We start from the raw sequence: 16,574 nt of genomic DNA, 5'->3' as shown, positions 1-16,574 counted from the left end.
TTTCCTTAGCGCAACATGAAGGACATGGCGGCCAGGCTGTTCAGCGTGCGGATGGCGGCCTGCATGCTGTCCGTGGTGAACCGCAGCGTCACGCCGTCCACGCGCTCCAGCGTGGGCCACATGCAGAACAGGTCGGCCAGGGCCGACGACTGCGTCTGCAACCGGCATTCTATAGGGGCGGGGATGCGGAACGGAATTGCCTTTCCACCGCTGGGCCGCCCAGAGGTGGAAACGTCCCCTTGAGGGGCAGCAAGCCCGCCTTGCGGGCGCGGCGTGGGGGGCGTTCCCTTCAAGTTGCGCACGGCCGTCTCGGCAGCGGCGGCGATCGCGCGGCGCGAGGCCGCCGGCGACAGCGTCACGCCGCTGCCCTGGCCGTGCGCCACCTTGGTCTGCACCCACTGCGCGCCGGGGAACAGGTCGGTGGTCTCGGCGATGAACACGTCGTCGCCGGTGGCCAGGATGACGGGCACGCCCATTTCACCGGCCAGCGCGCCGTACAGGCCGGCCTCGCCCAGCTCCATGCCATTGATGAAGACGCGCGAGAAAGCGAAGCTGTTGATGGTGTGCGCGAGGATGCCGCGCCCCTGCGAGCGCGAATGGTAGCCGATCATGAAGACGGCGTCGCAGCCCTCTTCCAGGCCGCCCATCATGCCCAGGTAGCGCGGCTTGCCCAGCACCAGGCGGGCGCGTTCGTCGATGCCGTCCGGCAGCAGGTTGCGGAAGCCGCCGTGCGAATCATTGACCAGGACCTCTTCGGCGCCGCCGGCGATGGCGCCCTGCACGGCCGCGTTGGCCTCGGCGGTCATCCAGGCGCGGGCGCGCTCGTATTCGCCGTTGCCCGCGCGGACTTGTTCGGCGTGGAAGACGCCGGCGACGCCTTCGATATCGGTGGAAATCAGGATCTTCATGGAGAGTGCCTTCGTAGGATTCAGAATTCGGTGTCCGCCAGCCATTGGCGCCAGTCGGGCGCGGCGTCGCGGATGGCGGCGCGGTGATGGCCATCGCGGCCCAACACGCCGTCGGCCTGCCACAGCGCGGCGATGATGGCCTGCTCGCAGGCCTCGGCCGCCGCCTCGAACAGCGGATCGATGCGGGTCTCGTGCAGCATGGCGATGGCCGGCATCGGCCGCTCGGCCTGTTGCGGCACGGTGTAGGCGGTGGAGAACGCCAGCGCGATGTCGCCGCTGCCATGGCCGAACACCGAGCCGGTGCGGGCCAGGCCGGCGCCGGCGCGCAGCGACAGGCGGCGCAACTGGCGCGCGTCCAGCGGCGCGTCGGTCGCCACCAGCAGGATGATGGAGCCCTTTTCCGGCACGATGGCGGCGTTCTCGCCCGCCTGCGCCAGGCCTCGGTCCAACTGGTCCGCCAGCCGCCGGCCGAAGGGCCGGCCGGCCACGGTCAGGTTGGGCAGGCGGCCGAAATTGGCCAGCACCAGCGCGCCGACCGTGTAGCGCAGGCCAGGCTGGATCGCGGCCACGCGCGAGGCCGAGCCGATGCCGCCCTTGAAGGAAAAGCACGACATGCCACGGCCCGCGCCGACCGCGCCCTGTGCCATGCGCTTGTCCGCGGCGGCCAGCGCCTGGACGTAGTGCGATTCCTGCACCGCCATGGCCTGGATGTCATTCAGATAGCCGTCGTTGCACTCGAACACCAGCGGATTGACCGTCGACATGCCGCGGCCGATCTCGGGCGTGGCCGCCACCGCCGCGCGGATCTGGGCGTTGGCCACGGTGCCCACGCCGAAGGTGTTGGTCAGCGCGATCGGCGTTTCCAGCACGCCAAGTTCCTGCACCTGGACCAGGCCGGTGCTCTTGCCAAAGCCGTTCAGCACCGTGGCGGCGGCCGGCACCTTGTCCAGGAACAGGTTGCCGCCATGCGGGCGCACCACGGTCACGCCGGTCTGCAGCGCGCCGTCGTCCAGCGTGCTGTGGCCAACGGTGATGTCGCCCACGTCGCAGATCGAATCGAGCGCGCCGGCTTGCAGCTTGCCGATGCGGGGTTGGTCCAGCGCTTGTTTGTCCATGCTTGTCGCTGCGTGTCGCCACGCTCCAGAATGCAAAATGCCGCCGTCCCGCGCGGCCGTGGCGCGCGCCGCGAGGCGGGCGCCCGGACGCGGGCGGCGGCAAGGGGACCGATGACACGCGCCGAGCCCCGAGGGGCGACCGACGCGGCGGCCATCATCCGCTTGGCGGTTACTTGCGGTCGATCTTGGGATCGAGCGCGTCGCGCAGACCGTCGCCCAGCAGGTTGAACGCCAGCACGGTCAGGAAGATCGCCAGCGCCGGGAAGATCGCCACGTGCGGGGCGATCACCATGTCGGCGCGCGCCTCGTTCAGCATCGCGCCCCACTCCGGCGTGGGGGGCGATGCGCCCATGCCCAGGAACGACAGGCTGGCCGCAGTGATGATCGAGGTGCCGATGCGCATCGTGCCGTACACCACGATCGGCGAGATCGTGCCGGGCAGGATGTGGCGCATGATGATGGTCCAGTCGGACGCGCCCACGCTCTTGACCGCCTCGACGTAGGTCATCTGCTTGATCGACAGCGTGTTGCCGCGCACCAGGCGGGCGAACGCCGGCACGCTGAACACGGCCACGGCCACGATCACGTTGACCATGCTCGAGCCCAGGATAGCGACCACGCCGATGGCCAGCAGCATGCCGGGGAACGCCAGCAGCACGTCGGAGACGCGCATCGTGATGCGTTCCCACCAACCTTCGTAGTAGCCGGCCATCAGGCCCATGAAGGTGCCGACGATGGCGCCCATGGCGACGGACAAAAAGCCCGCGGCCAGCGAGATACGCGCGCCCATGATGATGCGGCTGAAAATGTCGCGGCCCAGCGAATCCACGCCCAGCCAGTGCGTCCAGGACGGACCGGCGTTGAGCGCGTCGTAGTCGAAGAAGTTCTCCGGGTCGAACGGCACGATCCAGGGGGCCAGGATCGCCACCACGACCAGCAGCAGGACGAAGACGCCGGCGCCCACGGCCAGCTTCTGCTTCTTGAACTTGCGCCAGAACTCGGTGGCGGGCGTGCGCACGTCGTTCTTGGGCACGGCGGCGGCAACGGTTGCGGCGGGTGTCGTATTGCTCATGGCCGCCTCACTTGTAACGGATGCTGGGATTGATGACGCCATAGAGCACGTCGACAATCAGGTTGATCAGGATGAATTCCAGCGAGAACAGCAGCACCAGGCCCTGGATCACCGGATAGTCGCGTTGGGTCACGGCGTCGACCAGCAGGCGGCCGAGGCCGGGCCAGTTGAACACCGTCTCGACCACGATCGAGCCGCCCAGGAGGAAGCCGAACTGCAGGCCCATCATGGTGACGACCGGAATCAGCGCGTTGCGCAGCGCGTGCTTGATGACCACGCGACGCTCGCTCAGGCCCTTGGCCCGGGCTGTGCGCACGAAGTCTTCCTGCACCACTTCGACGAAGGAAGCGCGGGTAAAGCGCGCCATCACCGCGGCCACCGCCGCGCCCAGCGTGATGGACGGAAGAATGTAGTGTTTCCAACTGGAGGCGCCCACGGTCGGCAGCCAGCCCAGGTTCACGGAAAAGATCTGCATCAGCATCATGCCCAGCGCGAACGCGGGGAACGAGATGCCGGACACCGCCAGCGTCATGCCGAGGCGGTCGGGCCAGCGATTGCGCCACACGGCCGACACGATGCCGATGATCATGCCGAAGGTGACGGACCAGACCATGCTGGCGATCGTCAGCCACAGCGTGGGCATGAAGCGATCGGCGATTTCGGTCGAGACGGGACGCTTGGTGCGCAGCGAAGTGCCGAGGTCGCCTTGCAGCATGTGGCTGAAGTAGCGCACGAACTGCTGCGGCAGGGGCAGATCCAGCCCCAGTTCCTTGCGCACCAGTTCGACGGTCTGCTGGTCGGCCTCCTGGCCCGCGGCCAGTCGCGCCGGGTCGCCCGGCAGCATGTGCACAAACAGGAACACGACCACGGCCACCAGCAGCAGCGTGGGGATCATGCCCAAAAGACGTTTGACGATGTAGGTCAGCATTGAAATTCCTGCAACATCGGCGGGGACACCGCGTCCCCGCCGTATGTGGCCTTGCAAGGGGCCGAACGGCCCCGTGAGTTACCGCCGGTTTACTGCTTCAGGTCGATGTCGCCGAACCAGAACGAGGTGTCCGGTTCCACGTACACGCCCGACAGGTTCTTCGACTTGACGTACAGGTTGTTCTGGGTCACCAGGAAGGCCCACGGGGCGTCCTTCCAGATGGTTTCCTGAACGGTCTTGTAGATCTCGGTCTTCTTGGCGCGGTCGGTCGTCGCCAGGGCCTGCTGGATGCCGTCGTCAACCGACTTGTTCGAGTAGTACGACACGTTGTTGAGCACCGGCGGGAACGCGGCGGTGGTCAGCAGCGGACGCAGGCCCCAGTCGGCTTCGCCGGTCGAGGACGACCAGCCGGCGTAGTACATGCGGACCTTGGCGTCTTCAGGCTTTTGCACCTGTTGCACGCGCTGCACGCGCTGGCCCGATTCCAGCACTTCCACCGACACCTTGATGCCGACTTGCGCCAGTTGCTGCTGCAGGAACTGCACCACCTTCACCGAGGTGCCGTCGTTGTAGGCGGACCAGAGCTGGCTTTCGAAGCCATTGGGGTAGCCGGCTTCGGCCAGCAGGGCCTTGGCCTTCTTGATGTCGTACGGCCACGGGCCGGTCTTGTGGGCGAAGTCGACGCCGGTCGGCACGACGCCGTCGACGACGGTGGCGTAGCCCGAGAAAGCGACCTTGGCCAGGGCTTCCTTGTTGATGGCGTAGTTGATGGCTTCACGCACCTTGACGTTGTCGAACGGCTTTTGCTGCACGTTCATCGACAGGTAGCGGGCCATGATCGAGTTCTTGTGGTCAACCACGTCCAGCTTGTCGTTCTTGGACAGCACGGCGGCCTGCTCGAACGGCACCGGGAAGGCGAATTGCGCTTCGCCCGTCTGCACCACGGCGGCGCGGGTGTTGTTGTCGGTCACGGTGCGGAAGGTCAGGGTGTCGACCTTCGGGTAGCCCTTCTTCCAGTAGCCGTCGAACTTCTTGACCTTCAGGTATTCGGCGGGCTTCCATTCGACGAATTCGAACGGGCCGGTGCCGACCGGGTGGAAGCCGATTTCCTTGCCGTACTTGGCCAGGGCGGCCGGCGAGATCATCATGGCGGCCGGGTGGGCCAGCGCGTTGATGAAGGCCGAGAACGGCTTCTTCAGGGTGATCTTGACGGTCAGCGGATCGACCACTTCGGTCTTCTCGATGACGCTGAACTGGATGTAGCGCGACAGGCGGTTTTCCGGGTTGGCCGGACGGTCGAAGTTGATCTTGACGGCTTCGGCGTTGAACGGGGTGCCGTCATGGAACTTGACGCCATCGCGCAGCTTGAAGGTGTACACCAGGCCGTCTTCGCTGACGGTGTAGTCGGTGGCCAGGACCTTCTGGACCTTCAGGTCCTTGTCGAACTCGAACAGGCCTTCGTAGTAGGCCTTGCCGGCCGCCTGGTTCAGCGTGCTGTTGGTGTTGTACGGGTCGAGCGTTTCCAGCGCGATGGAGACGGCAAACGTCACGTCTTTGGCAGCATGCGCCAGCGGCGAGGTGAGCACGCCGAAGGCCACCGCGGCGGCGGCCATCAGCTTGGTGGGGCGCAGAACTTTCATCATTGCAACTCCTGGTTCCTGTGCGGAATTAGGGGGTTTGGTGGAAGAAAAACAAGTACGACAACTGACTCAATACGCTCCGCCGACCGCGTGGCGGGCGACAAAGTGATCGGTTCCTACCTGCACCAGCGGTTGCACCACCGGCTCGTCGCCGAGCTTGCGGATCGGGCTGGGAATTTCATCGGACAGCAAGGTGCGTTTCATGTGGCGGCGCGCCGGATCGGCGATCGGCACGGCGGCCATGAGCTTCTTGGTATAGGGGTGCTGCGGGTTCTCAAAGATGGCCCGGCGCGGACCGATCTCGACAATCTGCCCCAGGTACATGACCGCCACGCGATGGCTGACGCGCTCGACCACGGCCATGTCGTGAGAAATGAACAGGAACGAAATGCCCATGTCGCGCTGCAGGTCGATCAGCAGATTGACGATCTGCGCCTGGATCGACACATCCAGCGCCGACACCGATTCGTCCGCGATCACGACCTTGGGGTTCAGGGCCAGGGCGCGCGCGATACAGATGCGCTGGCGCTGGCCGCCGGAGAATTCATGCGGGTAGCGCTGCGCCATTTCGGGCGGCAGGCCGACGCGCTCGAGCAGTTCTGCCACGCGCTGTTCGGCCTCTTTGCCCTTGGCCACGCCGTGCACCAGCAGCGGTTCCATGATCGAGAAACCGACGGTGACGCGCGGATCAAGCGAGGCGAACGGATCCTGGAACACGAACTGGATGTCGCGGCGCAAGGCTTGCAGTTCGGAAGTCTTCAGGCGCACGATGTCGCGCCCGCCGAAGCGGATCTCGCCGCCCTGGCTGTCCACCAGGCGCAGCAGCGAGCGGCCGGTGGTGGATTTGCCGCAACCGGATTCGCCCACCAGCGACAGCGTCTCGCCGGGGTACAGGTCGAAGCTGACCTTCTCCACGGCGTGCACGCGGCGCTGCACGCGGCTCAGGATGCCGCCGCGCAGGTCGAAGCGCGTCACCAGGTCGCGCACGCTCAGGATCGGCTCGCGGCGCGCGGCCGGCACTTCCTGGGTGCTGGTGGCGCCGGGTTCGGCCACCGGCTGCGCCTTGCCGTCCACCTGCAGCAGCGGGAAACGCGCCGGCAGGTCGGTGCCCTGCATCGCGCCCAGCTTCGGCACGGCCGACAGCAGCGCCTTGGTATAGGCATGCTGGGGCGTGGCGAACACCGACGCCGACGGGCCTTCCTCGACCTTGTCGCCGCGGTACATAACCAGCACGCGGTCGGCCACTTCGGCGACCACGCCCATGTCGTGGGTGATGAACACCACGCCCATGTGCATTTCTTCCTGCAACTGGCGGATCAGTTGCAGGATCTGCGCCTGGATGGTGACGTCCAGCGCGGTGGTGGGCTCGTCGGCGATCAGCAGCGCCGGCTTGCAGGCCAGCGCCATGGCGATCATGACGCGCTGGCGCATGCCGCCCGACAACTGGTGCGGGTAGCGGTCCAGCACCGACTTGGCTTCCGGAATGCGCACCTGTTCCAGCATGCGCAGGGCTTCGGCGCGCGCGGCCGCGGCGTCCATGCCCTGGTGCTCGCGGATCGACTCGGCGATCTGGTCGCCGGCCGTGAACACCGGGTTCAGTGACGTCATCGGCTCCTGGAAGATCATGGCCATGTCGGCGCCGCGCACGTTGCGCATGGCGCGCTGATTGGCGTTGACCAGGTCGATCACGGAGCCGTTGCGCCGGCGCAGGGCCATGCTGCCCTGGGCGATGCGGCCGCCGCCGTGCTCCACCAGGCGCATCAGCGCCAGCGACGTCACCGACTTGCCCGACCCCGATTCGCCCACGATGGCCAGGGTCTCGCCCCGGTCCACATGGAACGACAGGTTGCGCACGGCTTCGACCGTGCGCTCCGAACCCACGAAGCGCACCGTCAGGTCGTCGACCTGGACCACGCGGTTATCCGGCAGCGCCAGGCTGTTTGCGCGATCAACCATATCTCTAGTAATCCCTAAAACTGACAAAAACGAAGCCCGTCGCCGCTCAGCGATAGATGGCGGTGACCGGCTTCTCACCGACGCGGGCGTAACCGCGGTACATGCCTTCCGTGTTGAACGGCAAGGCCACATTGCCCTGGGCGTCAACGGCCACCAGGCCGCCCTTGCCGCCGATGGTGGGCAGTTTTTCCATCACGACGCGGTCCGCCGCCGTTTCCAGCGAGGCGCCGCAATATTCCATCTGGGCCGCCACGTCATAGGCGGCGACCATGCGGATGAACATCTCGCCCGTGCCCGTGGTGGACACGGCGCAGGTCTTGTTGCTGGCGTAGGTGCCGGCGCCGATCAGCGGCGCGTCGCCGACGCGGCCGACCTGCTTGTTGGTGATGCCGCCGGTGGAGGTGGCCGCGGCCAGGTTGCCCTGCGCGTCCACGGCCACGGCGCCCACGGTGCCGAACTTCTTGTCGGAATCGAGCGGATCGGCCGGCGCCGGCTGGCCGCGCGCGACCATGGCCTGGCCGTCGTGGTCCAGCACCGCCGCTTCCGGCGTTTCGCGCTGCACGCGCAGCAATTGCTCGCGGCGCGCCTCGGTGGAGAAATACGAGGGGTCGACGATTTCCAGGCCGGCGTCCTTGGCGAAGGCTTCGGCGCCCTCGCCCACGAAGAACACGTGCTTGCTGGTTTCCATGACCTTGCGCGCGGCGAACACCGGGTTGCGCACGCAGTTGACATTGGCGATGGCGCCCGAACGCAGCGTGGCGCCGTCCATGATGGCGGCGTCCAGCTCATGGGTACCGGCGCTGGTGAACACGGCGCCATGGCCGGCGTTGAACAGCGGGCAATCTTCCAGGAGGCGCACGGCTTCGGTGACGGCGTCCAGCGCGCTGCCGCCACGGGCCAGCACAGCCTGGCCGGCCGTCAGGATGGATTCGAGGGCGCTCAGGTATTCCTGCTCTTTCTCGGGCGACATGGCCGCGCGGGACATCGCGCCGGCGCCACCGTGAATCGCGATCACGGGTTGAATCATCGTTTACCTACTCCATGGATGAGCCACGGCATCACGGACTGGGTCACCCCAGCGGCGGCCGCGACGGAATTCTTGGCCCGATAGGCCACCGCCGCCGAAAGGGCTTCGATCAGGCCCAGCGCGGCGGTTTCGGAATTGGGAATCAGTTGGCGCGTGGACACCGCGTACAGCACCACCGACGCGGTCGGCGCCAGCGGCGAGGTGGGCTTGTCGGTCAGCACCAGCACCGGCACGCCGGCCTGCTTGGCGGCGCCCGCCAGGGTCACGGTGTCTGCCAGATAGCGCGGAAAGCCGATGGCGATGACCAGATCCTTGCTGGTCATGCGCGACATCTGACGCGCCGCGTGCGATACGCCGCCCGGGCCGGCCAGCGATTCGACCGAATGCAGGTGCATGCACAGGCCACGCTGCAGCATGCCGGCCAGGAAGCCGCTGGCGCCAAACCCGATGATGAAGACGCGGTCGGCGGCCAGGATGGCATCGACCGCCTGCTCACAGGCGGCGGCATCCAGGCTCTGCAGGTTGCGCTGGGCGTTGCGGATGTCTTCTTCGAGGGTCGCGGCAAAGATCTGCACCGCGCTGGCCGAGTGCGCGAGTTCGGTGCGCAATTTTTCGACCGGCTCCAGCGCCGCCTCGAAACCGCGTGCCAGTTCGGCGCGGAATTGCGGGTAACCGGGCAGGTCCAGGGCGCGCGCGAAACGGTTGGCGGTGGCGACCGACACGCCCGCCGCCGTCGCGAATTCGTCGATGGTCATCGTGGCGACGCGGAACTGGTGCGCCAGGACGTACTCGGCCATCTTGTGCTGCGTGCGGCTCAGCGCGGGCTGGGCCCGGGCGATCCGATCAGCGATCGTGAGTGCGGCCTTGTTCATCGAGAAAGAGGGGGGAAACGTAGCGAAGGTTTGTGTAAATCTGTTTACACGCAAATTTTAGATAAGAAAATTCATTTTCATACTAAGGGTATACCCGTGAATTTATGTAACAGTGCTTCAAAAGAAACGGGGCCGGTTTGATGTACGCTTGATCCCAGCCCTTCTTCCCCGCATTTCGGACTTTTCAAATGCCTCTCTGGACCTGCAAGCCCCACGCCGAACTGACCCTGGCCGAGCTCTACGCGATCCTGCGCCTGCGCTCGGAGGTCTTCGTGGTGGAACAGGATTGCGTCTTCCTGGACATGGACGGCAAGGACCTGCAGGGACAGACGGAACACCTGATGGCCTGGGAAAACGGCGCGCTGCTGGCCTATTGCCGCCTGCTCGAACCCGCGCTGAACGACGGCCAGGCGATCATTGGCCGCGTCATCACGGCGCCAGCGGCGCGCGGCACGGGCCTGGGCCACGAACTGATGCGCCGCGCCAAGGGCGAAGTGGCGCGACTGTGGCCGGGCCAGCCGGTCTACCTGGGCGCGCAGGCCCGGTTGCGCGGCTATTACGGCGGGCACGGCTTCGTGCCGGTGACCGAGGAATACATCGAGGATGGCATCCCGCACGTCGGCATGCTGCTGCGCGAAGCGGCCTGAACGCCACGCCCCGGGGCGCCCTGCCCGCCACGCCTGGCGTGGCCCTCAATGAATAACGCCCCTTGCGGGGCGTTATTCATGATGCCTTGGCGGCGGATTACTTGACCGCCGACACATCCATCTTGGCGGCCGTCTTGGACTGGATCTCGTCCACCGTCACGCCCGGCGCCGTTTCCAGCAGCTTCAGGCCGTGGTCGGTGACTTCCATCACGCCCAGGTCGGTGATGATCAGGTCGACCACGCCCACGCCCGTCAGCGGCAGGTTGCATTCGGGCAGCAGCTTGATGTCCTCGGTGCCGTCCTTCTTCTTGGCCACGTGTTCCATCAGCACGACCACGCGGCCGACACCGGCCACCAGGTCCATCGCGCCGCCCATGCCCTTGACCATCTTGCCCGGGATCATCCAGTTGGCCAGGTCGCCCTTTTCGGACACCTGCATCGCGCCCAGGATGGCCAGGTTGATCTTGCCGCCGCGGATCATCGCGAACGAGTCGGCCGACGAGAAGATCGACGAGCCGGGCAGCGTCGTGACGGTCTGCTTGCCAGCGTTGATGAGATCGGCATCGACCTCGGCGTCGGTCGGGAACGGGCCGATGCCCAGCAGCCCGTTTTCGGATTGCAACCAGACCTCGACGCCCTTGGGAACGTGATTGGCCACCAGGGTCGGCAGGCCGATACCCAGGTTCACGTAAAAACCGTCTTGCAGCTCGCGCGCGGCGCGCGCCGCCATTTCATCGCGGGACCATGCCATGTCGTGTTCTCCTTAGGCCGGGCGAGTGGTGCGTTGTTCGATGCGCTTTTCCGGATTGGCGTTCAGCACGATCCGGTGCACATAGATGCCGGGCAGGTGGATCTGGTCAGGGTCCAGGCTGCCGGTGTCGACGATCTGCTCGACCTCGACCACCGTGAACTTGCCGGCCATCGCCACGTTCGGATTGAAATTGCGCGCCGTCTTGCGGAACACCAGGTTGCCGCTGCGGTCGGCGATGTGCGCCTTGACCAGCGACACGTCCGGCACCAGCGAGCGTTCCATCACGTATTGCTGGCCGTCGAATTCGCGGATTTCCTTGCCATCGGCGACGATGGTGCCCACGCCGGTGCGGGTGAAGAACGCCGGAATGCCGGCGCCGCCGGCGCGCAGCTTCTCGGCCAGCGTGCCCTGCGGCGTGAATTCGAGCTCGAGTTCGCCCGACAGGAACTGGCGTTCGAATTCCTTGTTCTCGCCCACGTACGACGCGATCATCTTGCGGACCTGGCGCGTGTTGAGCAACTGGCCCAGGCCGAAGCCGTCGACGCCCGCGTTATTGCTGATGCAAGTGAGATCCTTCACGCCCGAATCGCGCAGCGCGGCGATCAGGGCCTCGGGAATGCCGCAAAGGCCGAAACCGCCGACGGCGATCATCTGGCCGTCCTTGACGATGCCTGCCAGCGCCTCCTGGGCGCTTGCAAAAACCTTGTCCATCGCTCCAACTCCTAGTTAAGGTCGAACTGAAGAGGATCCGCCCGCCTTGCCGGACCGCTTGCCCCGAGAAGGAGGCCGGCGATCCTGGGTGGACCCTGTTTTTACTTGGGGCGCGGCTGCCGGTTTCGCGGTCCGGCGGCATCGCGGCCGGGCCCGATGCCTGCTGGTTCGCGGCGCCGAGGGTGGCGCGCCCTGTCATTCGTATTGTGGTTCTGTCCTGGATTTTAACGGCATGGCCGGCAAATGCGGGCGTCGTTTCAAACGCCGCATCGAAGTCGGACCGCCACCGCCCCCGCGCCTAGGCGGCCGGCTGGAACTGCGTGGCCATTTTCGCCAGCACTTCGGGCGGCCACGGAGCGGACGTATTGGCCACGTAATCCATCCACACCAGCACGTTGCGGCCGCGGGCATAGGGACCCGCGTCATCGCCGACCTTCTCGAGCAGCAGCTCGAATTCCGCGCTGGAACGACCGATGCGCGTCACCTTGTGCGTCACCCGCACCGTCGCCGGATAGGTCAACGGGCGCAGGAAATCACAGGATGCATGCGCCAGGATGGCGCCGTCATCGGCCGGCAATTCGAAGCCCGCGTCATAGAGGATCTGCATGCGCGCCTCTTCCATGAGGCGGAAATACAGCGTGTTGTTGAGATGGTTCAAGGCGTCGGAATCGCCCCAACGCAAAGGCAAATCCACTTGGTGGGTGTCGCCCACCGCCAGAATCCGCGCAGACAGAGTGTCCGGGTTCACCAATTGCTCCTGATGTCTGATGGAAATGCGAAGACGTGCAAGGTCTCCGCCTGCAATACAATCGCCGATAATACTTCCAGCCATATATGGAATACATACGGGGAGCTTTGCAATGTCTGAACGCGAGTCGATGGAATATGACGTGGTCGTGGTTGGCGGGGGTCCCGCCGGCCTGGCCACCGCTATCCGTCTGAAGCAGCTAGCCGCTGAAAAGAATCAGGAAATCGGCGTCTGCGTCCTGGAAAAAGGCGCCGAACTGGGCGCCCACATCCTTTCCGGGGCGGTGATGGATCCGCTGGCGCTGACCGAACTGATTCCCGACTGGAAAGACAAGGGCGCCCCGCTCAATGTGCCCGTGACGCAGGACAAATTCCTGTTCCTGTCCGAGAACGGCGCGCGCGCCACCCCCAATTGGCTGCTGCCGCCCTGTTTCCACAATGAAGGCAACTACATCGTCCGCCTGGGCGACGTGGTCAAGTGGCTGGGCGAGCAGGCCGAGGCGCTGGGCGTCGAGATCTTCCCCGGCTTCGCGGCGGTCGAAGTGCTGTACGACGAGAACGGCGCGGTGCGCGGCGTGGCCACCGGCGACATGGGCGTGGCCCGCGACGGCAGCCATACCGCCCACTACCAGCCCGGCATGGAACTGCACGCGCGCTACACGGTGTTCGCCGAAGGCGCGCGCGGCCAGCTCGGCCGCCAATTGATCGAACGCTACAAGCTCGACGATGGCCGCGACCCGCAGGCCTACGGCATCGGCATCAAGGAAATGTGGGAAGTCGATCCGGCTCAGTCCAAGCCCGGCCTGGTGATCCACACCGCCGGCTGGCCACTGGATTCCGACACCTACGGCGGCTCGTTCCTCTACCACCTGGACAACAACCTGGTGGCGGTGGGCATGATCGTCGGCCTGGACTACGCCAACCCCTGGCTGTCGCCGTTCGACGAATTCCAGCGCTACAAGACCCACCCCGCCATCCGCGGCACCTTCGAAGGCGGCAAGCGCATCGCCTATGGCGCGCGCGCCATCACGGCGGGCGGCCTGCTGTCGCTGCCCAAGCTGACCTTCCCCGGCGGCGTGCTGGTCGGCTGTGAGGCCGGCTTCCTGAACGCCTCGCGCATCAAGGGCAGCCATGCCGCCATCAAGTCCGGCAAGCTGGCCGCCGAGGCCGCGTTCGACGCGTTGGTGGCCGACCGCCGCCACGACGAACTGGCCGCGTATCCCGAGGCCTTCAAGAATTCGTGGCTGCACACCGAGCTGAACAAGGCGCGCAACTTCAAGCAGTGGTTCAAGAAGGGCCGCACGGTGGCCACGCTGATGACCGGCATCGAGCAACTGGTGTTCAAGGGCAAGATGCCGTGGACCCTGCGCCACAGCAAGCCCGATCACGCCTGCCTTCAGCCGGCCTCGCAGTGCGCCCGCATCGATTACCCCAAGCCCGACGGCAAGCTGACCTTCGACAAGCTCAGCTCGGTGTTCATCTCCAACACCAACCACGACGAGAACGAGCCCGTGCACCTGACGCTGAAGGATCCCTCGGTGCCGGTGCAGGTCAACCTCGCCAAGTACGGCGGTCCGGAATCGCGCTACTGCCCTGCTGGCGTCTACGAGTTCGTCAAGGACGACCATGGCGAGGACCGCCTGCAGATCAACGCGCAGAACTGCGTGCACTGCAAGACCTGCGACATCAAGGACCCGACCCAGAACATCGTCTGGGTGGCGCCGCAGGGCGGCGAGGGCCCGGTCTACAGCGGCATGTAGCAGGCGTCGGCGGCCATGGCTGAACGCGTGCTTTTCATCGGCTGCGGCGATCTCGGCCAACGCGCCGCGCGCCGACTGCTGGCGCGCGGCGACACGGTCTACGCATTGCGCCGCCACCCGCCGGCCGACGACGCCAGCGGCATCCGCTGGCTGGCAGGCGACATCAGCCAACCGGATAGCCTGCCGGCGCTGCCGGCCGGCATCACCCGCGTGATCCACGTCGCCACGGCCGGCGCGCGCGATCCCGCCGCCTATCGCGCCGTGTTCGTCGACGGCCTGAACCACGTGCTGGATGCGCTCGACACGCGCCAGGTCGAGCGCGTCGTGTTCGTATCGTCCAGCGCGGTGTATGGCGAACATCGCGGCGACTGGGTCGATGAAGACACGCCGCCCGCGCCGCAAGGCTTCAACGGCCGCATCCTGCTCGAGGCGGAAGCGGCGCTGGCCGCGCGCGCGATCCCGCACACCACCCTGCGCTTCGCCGGCCTCTACGGCCCCGGCCGCCTGCAACTGATCGAACGGCTGCGGACGGGCAAGGCCAGCGCGCCGCTCGAACCGCCGCACTGGGCCAACCGCATCCACATCGACGACGCCGCGGCCGCCATCGCGCACGTGGCGCTGCTGCCCGATGCGTTGCCAGTCTACATCGGCTGCGACGACACGCCCCTGCCGCTGCATGAACTCTATGCCGAGCTGGCGCGGATGATCGGCGCCCCGGCGCCTGGCGACGGCCCCGCGCCCAATGGGGTCGGCAGCAAGAAGCTCAGCAACGCCCGTCTGCGGGCCAGCGGCCTGGCGCTGCAATGGCCGGACTCGCGCGCCGGCTATGCCGCGCTGCTGGCGGACACCGCGCAGGCATAGTTCGACCCGGGCCGAATCGTCGCTGGCGCGACGCGGTGATACTGGCGGTCCCCGAGCCAGCCGCGCCGCCCATGTCCACGCCCTTTCCTACCGATCCGCTGCAGGCGGTCACGCACGTCGATCCCTATCCCTATTACGCCGCGCTGGCCCGCGATCGCCCCCTCTACCGGGACACTCGGCTGGGCCTATGGGTGGCCAGCGATCCAAGGCTGATCCGCGACATCATGCGCCATCCCGCCGCCCGTGTGCGCCCCCTCGCCGAGCCAGTGCCCAAGGGAATCGCCGCGGGTCCCGCCGGCCTGCTGTTCGGCCGCTTCCTGCGGATGAACGATGGTCCGCGGCAGCGCCGTCTCAAGACATTGTTCAGCGGCTTCCTGGCGCGACAGGCGCCGCTGGCCCCCGCGCCCGACTGGCAACGGCTGGACCTGGACGCACGCTCGGCCAGCGGCGTCGACCGCTGCCTGCACGCCGCCCCGGTTTTTGCGCAAGCCTGTGCCATCGGCCTGTCTGGCGCCGTGGCCGCGGAATGCGCACACGATATCGGCGCGTTCCTCGCAGCCCTGCCGCCCTCCGCCGCCGAGGACCGGACGGCGGCCGGACACGCGGCGGCCGAGCGCCTGCTGGCGCGCCTGCGCGCCCATTTGGACGACCCCGCCGCCAGCCCGGCCTTGCGCGAATTGCGCGTCCTGGGCGCAGAGGCCGGCCTGGATCCGATGCTGCTGGCCGCCAACCTGGCGGGCCTGCTGTTCCAGGCCTGCGAAGCCGGCGCCGGCCTGCTCGGCAATGCGCTGCTGCGCGCCGCGCGCCTGGGAGCCGGCGCGGACCTGACGCGGGCGCAGGCCTGGGAAATGGTCGATGCGACGCTGCGGCACGACCCGCCCATCCACAACACCCGCCGCTTCCTGGCCGGCCCGATTGACCTGGACGGCCAGCGCATCGAGGCCGACGAGACCGTGCTGCTGGTGCTGGCCGCGGCCGCCATGGCGCAACCCGATGCGCACTGGACTTTCGGCGCACAGAGTCATGCCTGCCCGGGCCGCGACGCGGCACGGCGCGATGCGGCCGGCGCGCTCGTTCACCTGCTGAAGGCCGGCATCGATGGCGCCGCCCTGGCGGCGCGCTTTCGCTACCGCCCCCTGCCCAACGCGCGCATTCCCCAATTTGATTTCACCGAGGAGCCCACCCCATGATCGCCGTGATATTCGAAGTCGAGCCCGCCGACGGCAATGCCGCGCCCTATCTGCACATCGCCGCGGGCCTGATCGATGAACTGAAGACCATAGACGGCTTCCTTTCGGTCGAACGTTTCCAGAGCCTGACGACCCCAGGCAAACTGCTGTCGCTGTCGTTCTGGCGCGACGAGGACGCGGTCAGGCGCTGGCGCTCGCTGGAATCGCATCGCCGCGCCCAGGAAGCGGGACGGGGCGGCGTGTTCGCCAACTATCGCCTGCGCGTCGCGCAGGTGCTGCGCGACTATGGCATGCGGGACCGCGACCAGGCGCCGGGCGACAGTCGCGCGCATCATGGCTGAGGCCGCGTCTGTCCGTTACCATTGCAGCACCGCCGTTCCCGCGCTCCT

General features: G+C 66.9%; 16 protein-coding genes. 5 read left to right on the top strand and 11 right to left on the bottom strand.

The window, feature by feature from the left end:
* Positions 1 to 5 precede the first annotated feature (5 nt).
* The 8 genes from SB816_RS17440 to SB816_RS17405 form a co-directional block, all read right to left on the bottom strand.
* Positions 6 to 908 carry a M55 family metallopeptidase gene (locus tag SB816_RS17440; RefSeq protein ID WP_410547328.1) on the bottom strand — a complete coding sequence of 301 codons (903 nt, stop codon included), beginning with the start codon at positions 906 to 908 and terminating at the stop codon, positions 6 to 8.
* 20 nt (positions 909 to 928) lie between these two features.
* Entirely contained in the window at positions 929 to 2,023 is a 1,095-nt protein-coding gene (locus tag SB816_RS17435; RefSeq protein ID WP_144654975.1) for a P1 family peptidase, read from the bottom strand.
* 169 nt (positions 2,024 to 2,192) lie between these two features.
* Positions 2,193 to 3,095: a glutathione ABC transporter permease GsiD gene (gsiD, locus tag SB816_RS17430; RefSeq protein WP_054501517.1), complete on the bottom strand. Its 903-nt coding sequence runs from the start codon at positions 3,093 to 3,095 to the stop codon at positions 2,193 to 2,195.
* Positions 3,096 to 3,102: 7 nt separating this feature from the next.
* Entirely contained in the window at positions 3,103 to 4,023 is a 921-nt protein-coding gene (gsiC, locus tag SB816_RS17425) for a glutathione ABC transporter permease GsiC (protein ID WP_006389337.1), read from the bottom strand.
* An 89-nt stretch (positions 4,024 to 4,112) separates the two neighbouring features.
* Positions 4,113 to 5,666 carry a glutathione ABC transporter substrate-binding protein GsiB gene (gene gsiB, locus SB816_RS17420; protein WP_064524439.1) on the bottom strand — a complete coding sequence of 518 codons (1,554 nt, stop codon included), beginning with the start codon at positions 5,664 to 5,666 and terminating at the stop codon, positions 4,113 to 4,115.
* Between the two features lie 66 nt (positions 5,667 to 5,732).
* Positions 5,733 to 7,619, bottom strand: coding sequence for a dipeptide ABC transporter ATP-binding protein (locus SB816_RS17415; protein WP_064524437.1), 1,887 nt, complete (start codon positions 7,617 to 7,619; stop codon positions 5,733 to 5,735).
* Positions 7,620 to 7,665: 46 nt separating this feature from the next.
* The gene (locus SB816_RS17410) at positions 7,666 to 8,646 is read right to left on the bottom strand and encodes an isoaspartyl peptidase/L-asparaginase family protein (RefSeq protein WP_410547327.1); all 981 of its coding nucleotides are present in this window, start codon (positions 8,644 to 8,646) and stop codon (positions 7,666 to 7,668) included.
* The gene (locus tag SB816_RS17405) at positions 8,643 to 9,518 is read right to left on the bottom strand and encodes a MurR/RpiR family transcriptional regulator (RefSeq protein ID WP_054501521.1); all 876 of its coding nucleotides are present in this window, start codon (positions 9,516 to 9,518) and stop codon (positions 8,643 to 8,645) included. Before SB816_RS17405 ends, SB816_RS17410 begins: the two co-directional genes overlap by 4 nt.
* Positions 9,519 to 9,706: 188 nt before the next feature.
* On the opposite strand from SB816_RS17405, the gene SB816_RS17400 reads away from it, so the two are divergent.
* The gene (locus SB816_RS17400; protein ID WP_410547326.1) at positions 9,707 to 10,165 is read left to right on the top strand and encodes a GNAT family N-acetyltransferase; all 459 of its coding nucleotides are present in this window, start codon (positions 9,707 to 9,709) and stop codon (positions 10,163 to 10,165) included.
* A gap of 97 nt (positions 10,166 to 10,262) precedes the next feature.
* Here SB816_RS17400 and SB816_RS17395 read toward each other — a convergent pair whose 3' ends face one another.
* From SB816_RS17395 to SB816_RS17385, 3 genes are all read right to left on the bottom strand, one after another.
* Positions 10,263 to 10,916 (bottom strand): CoA transferase subunit B, encoded by a 654-nt coding sequence (locus tag SB816_RS17395; protein WP_410547325.1) that lies wholly within the window; start codon positions 10,914 to 10,916, stop codon positions 10,263 to 10,265.
* A gap of 12 nt (positions 10,917 to 10,928) precedes the next feature.
* Positions 10,929 to 11,627, bottom strand: coding sequence for a CoA transferase subunit A (locus tag SB816_RS17390; protein ID WP_054501524.1), 699 nt, complete (start codon positions 11,625 to 11,627; stop codon positions 10,929 to 10,931).
* Positions 11,628 to 11,925: 298 nt separating this feature from the next.
* Positions 11,926 to 12,375 (bottom strand): acyl-CoA thioesterase, encoded by a 450-nt coding sequence (locus tag SB816_RS17385; RefSeq protein WP_054501525.1) that lies wholly within the window; start codon positions 12,373 to 12,375, stop codon positions 11,926 to 11,928.
* Positions 12,376 to 12,487: 112 nt separating this feature from the next.
* Between SB816_RS17385 and SB816_RS17380 the strand changes: the two genes are divergently transcribed.
* From SB816_RS17380 to SB816_RS17365, 4 genes are all read left to right on the top strand, one after another.
* The gene (locus SB816_RS17380) at positions 12,488 to 14,134 is read left to right on the top strand and encodes an electron transfer flavoprotein-ubiquinone oxidoreductase (protein WP_054416785.1); all 1,647 of its coding nucleotides are present in this window, start codon (positions 12,488 to 12,490) and stop codon (positions 14,132 to 14,134) included.
* A 15-nt stretch (positions 14,135 to 14,149) separates the two neighbouring features.
* A complete protein-coding gene (locus SB816_RS17375; protein WP_064524431.1) occupies positions 14,150 to 14,995 on the top strand; it encodes an NAD-dependent epimerase/dehydratase family protein in 846 nt (281 codons plus the stop codon).
* Between the two features lie 71 nt (positions 14,996 to 15,066).
* Entirely contained in the window at positions 15,067 to 16,185 is a 1,119-nt protein-coding gene (locus tag SB816_RS17370) for a cytochrome (protein ID WP_410547324.1), read from the top strand.
* Complete coding sequence (locus SB816_RS17365) at positions 16,182 to 16,526, top strand: antibiotic biosynthesis monooxygenase family protein (protein ID WP_144654972.1); 345 nt, start codon at positions 16,182 to 16,184, stop codon at positions 16,524 to 16,526. Before SB816_RS17370 ends, SB816_RS17365 begins: the two co-directional genes overlap by 4 nt.
* Positions 16,527 to 16,574: the final 48 nt, after the last annotated feature.

The sequence above is a fragment of the Achromobacter sp. SIMBA_011 genome, from assembly GCF_046535435.1.
Classification (GTDB): Bacteria; Pseudomonadota; Gammaproteobacteria; order Burkholderiales; family Burkholderiaceae_B; genus Achromobacter; species Achromobacter dolens.
The sequence above is the reverse complement of the archived record's forward strand: the minus strand, read 5'-3'. Positions and strand labels throughout refer to the sequence as shown.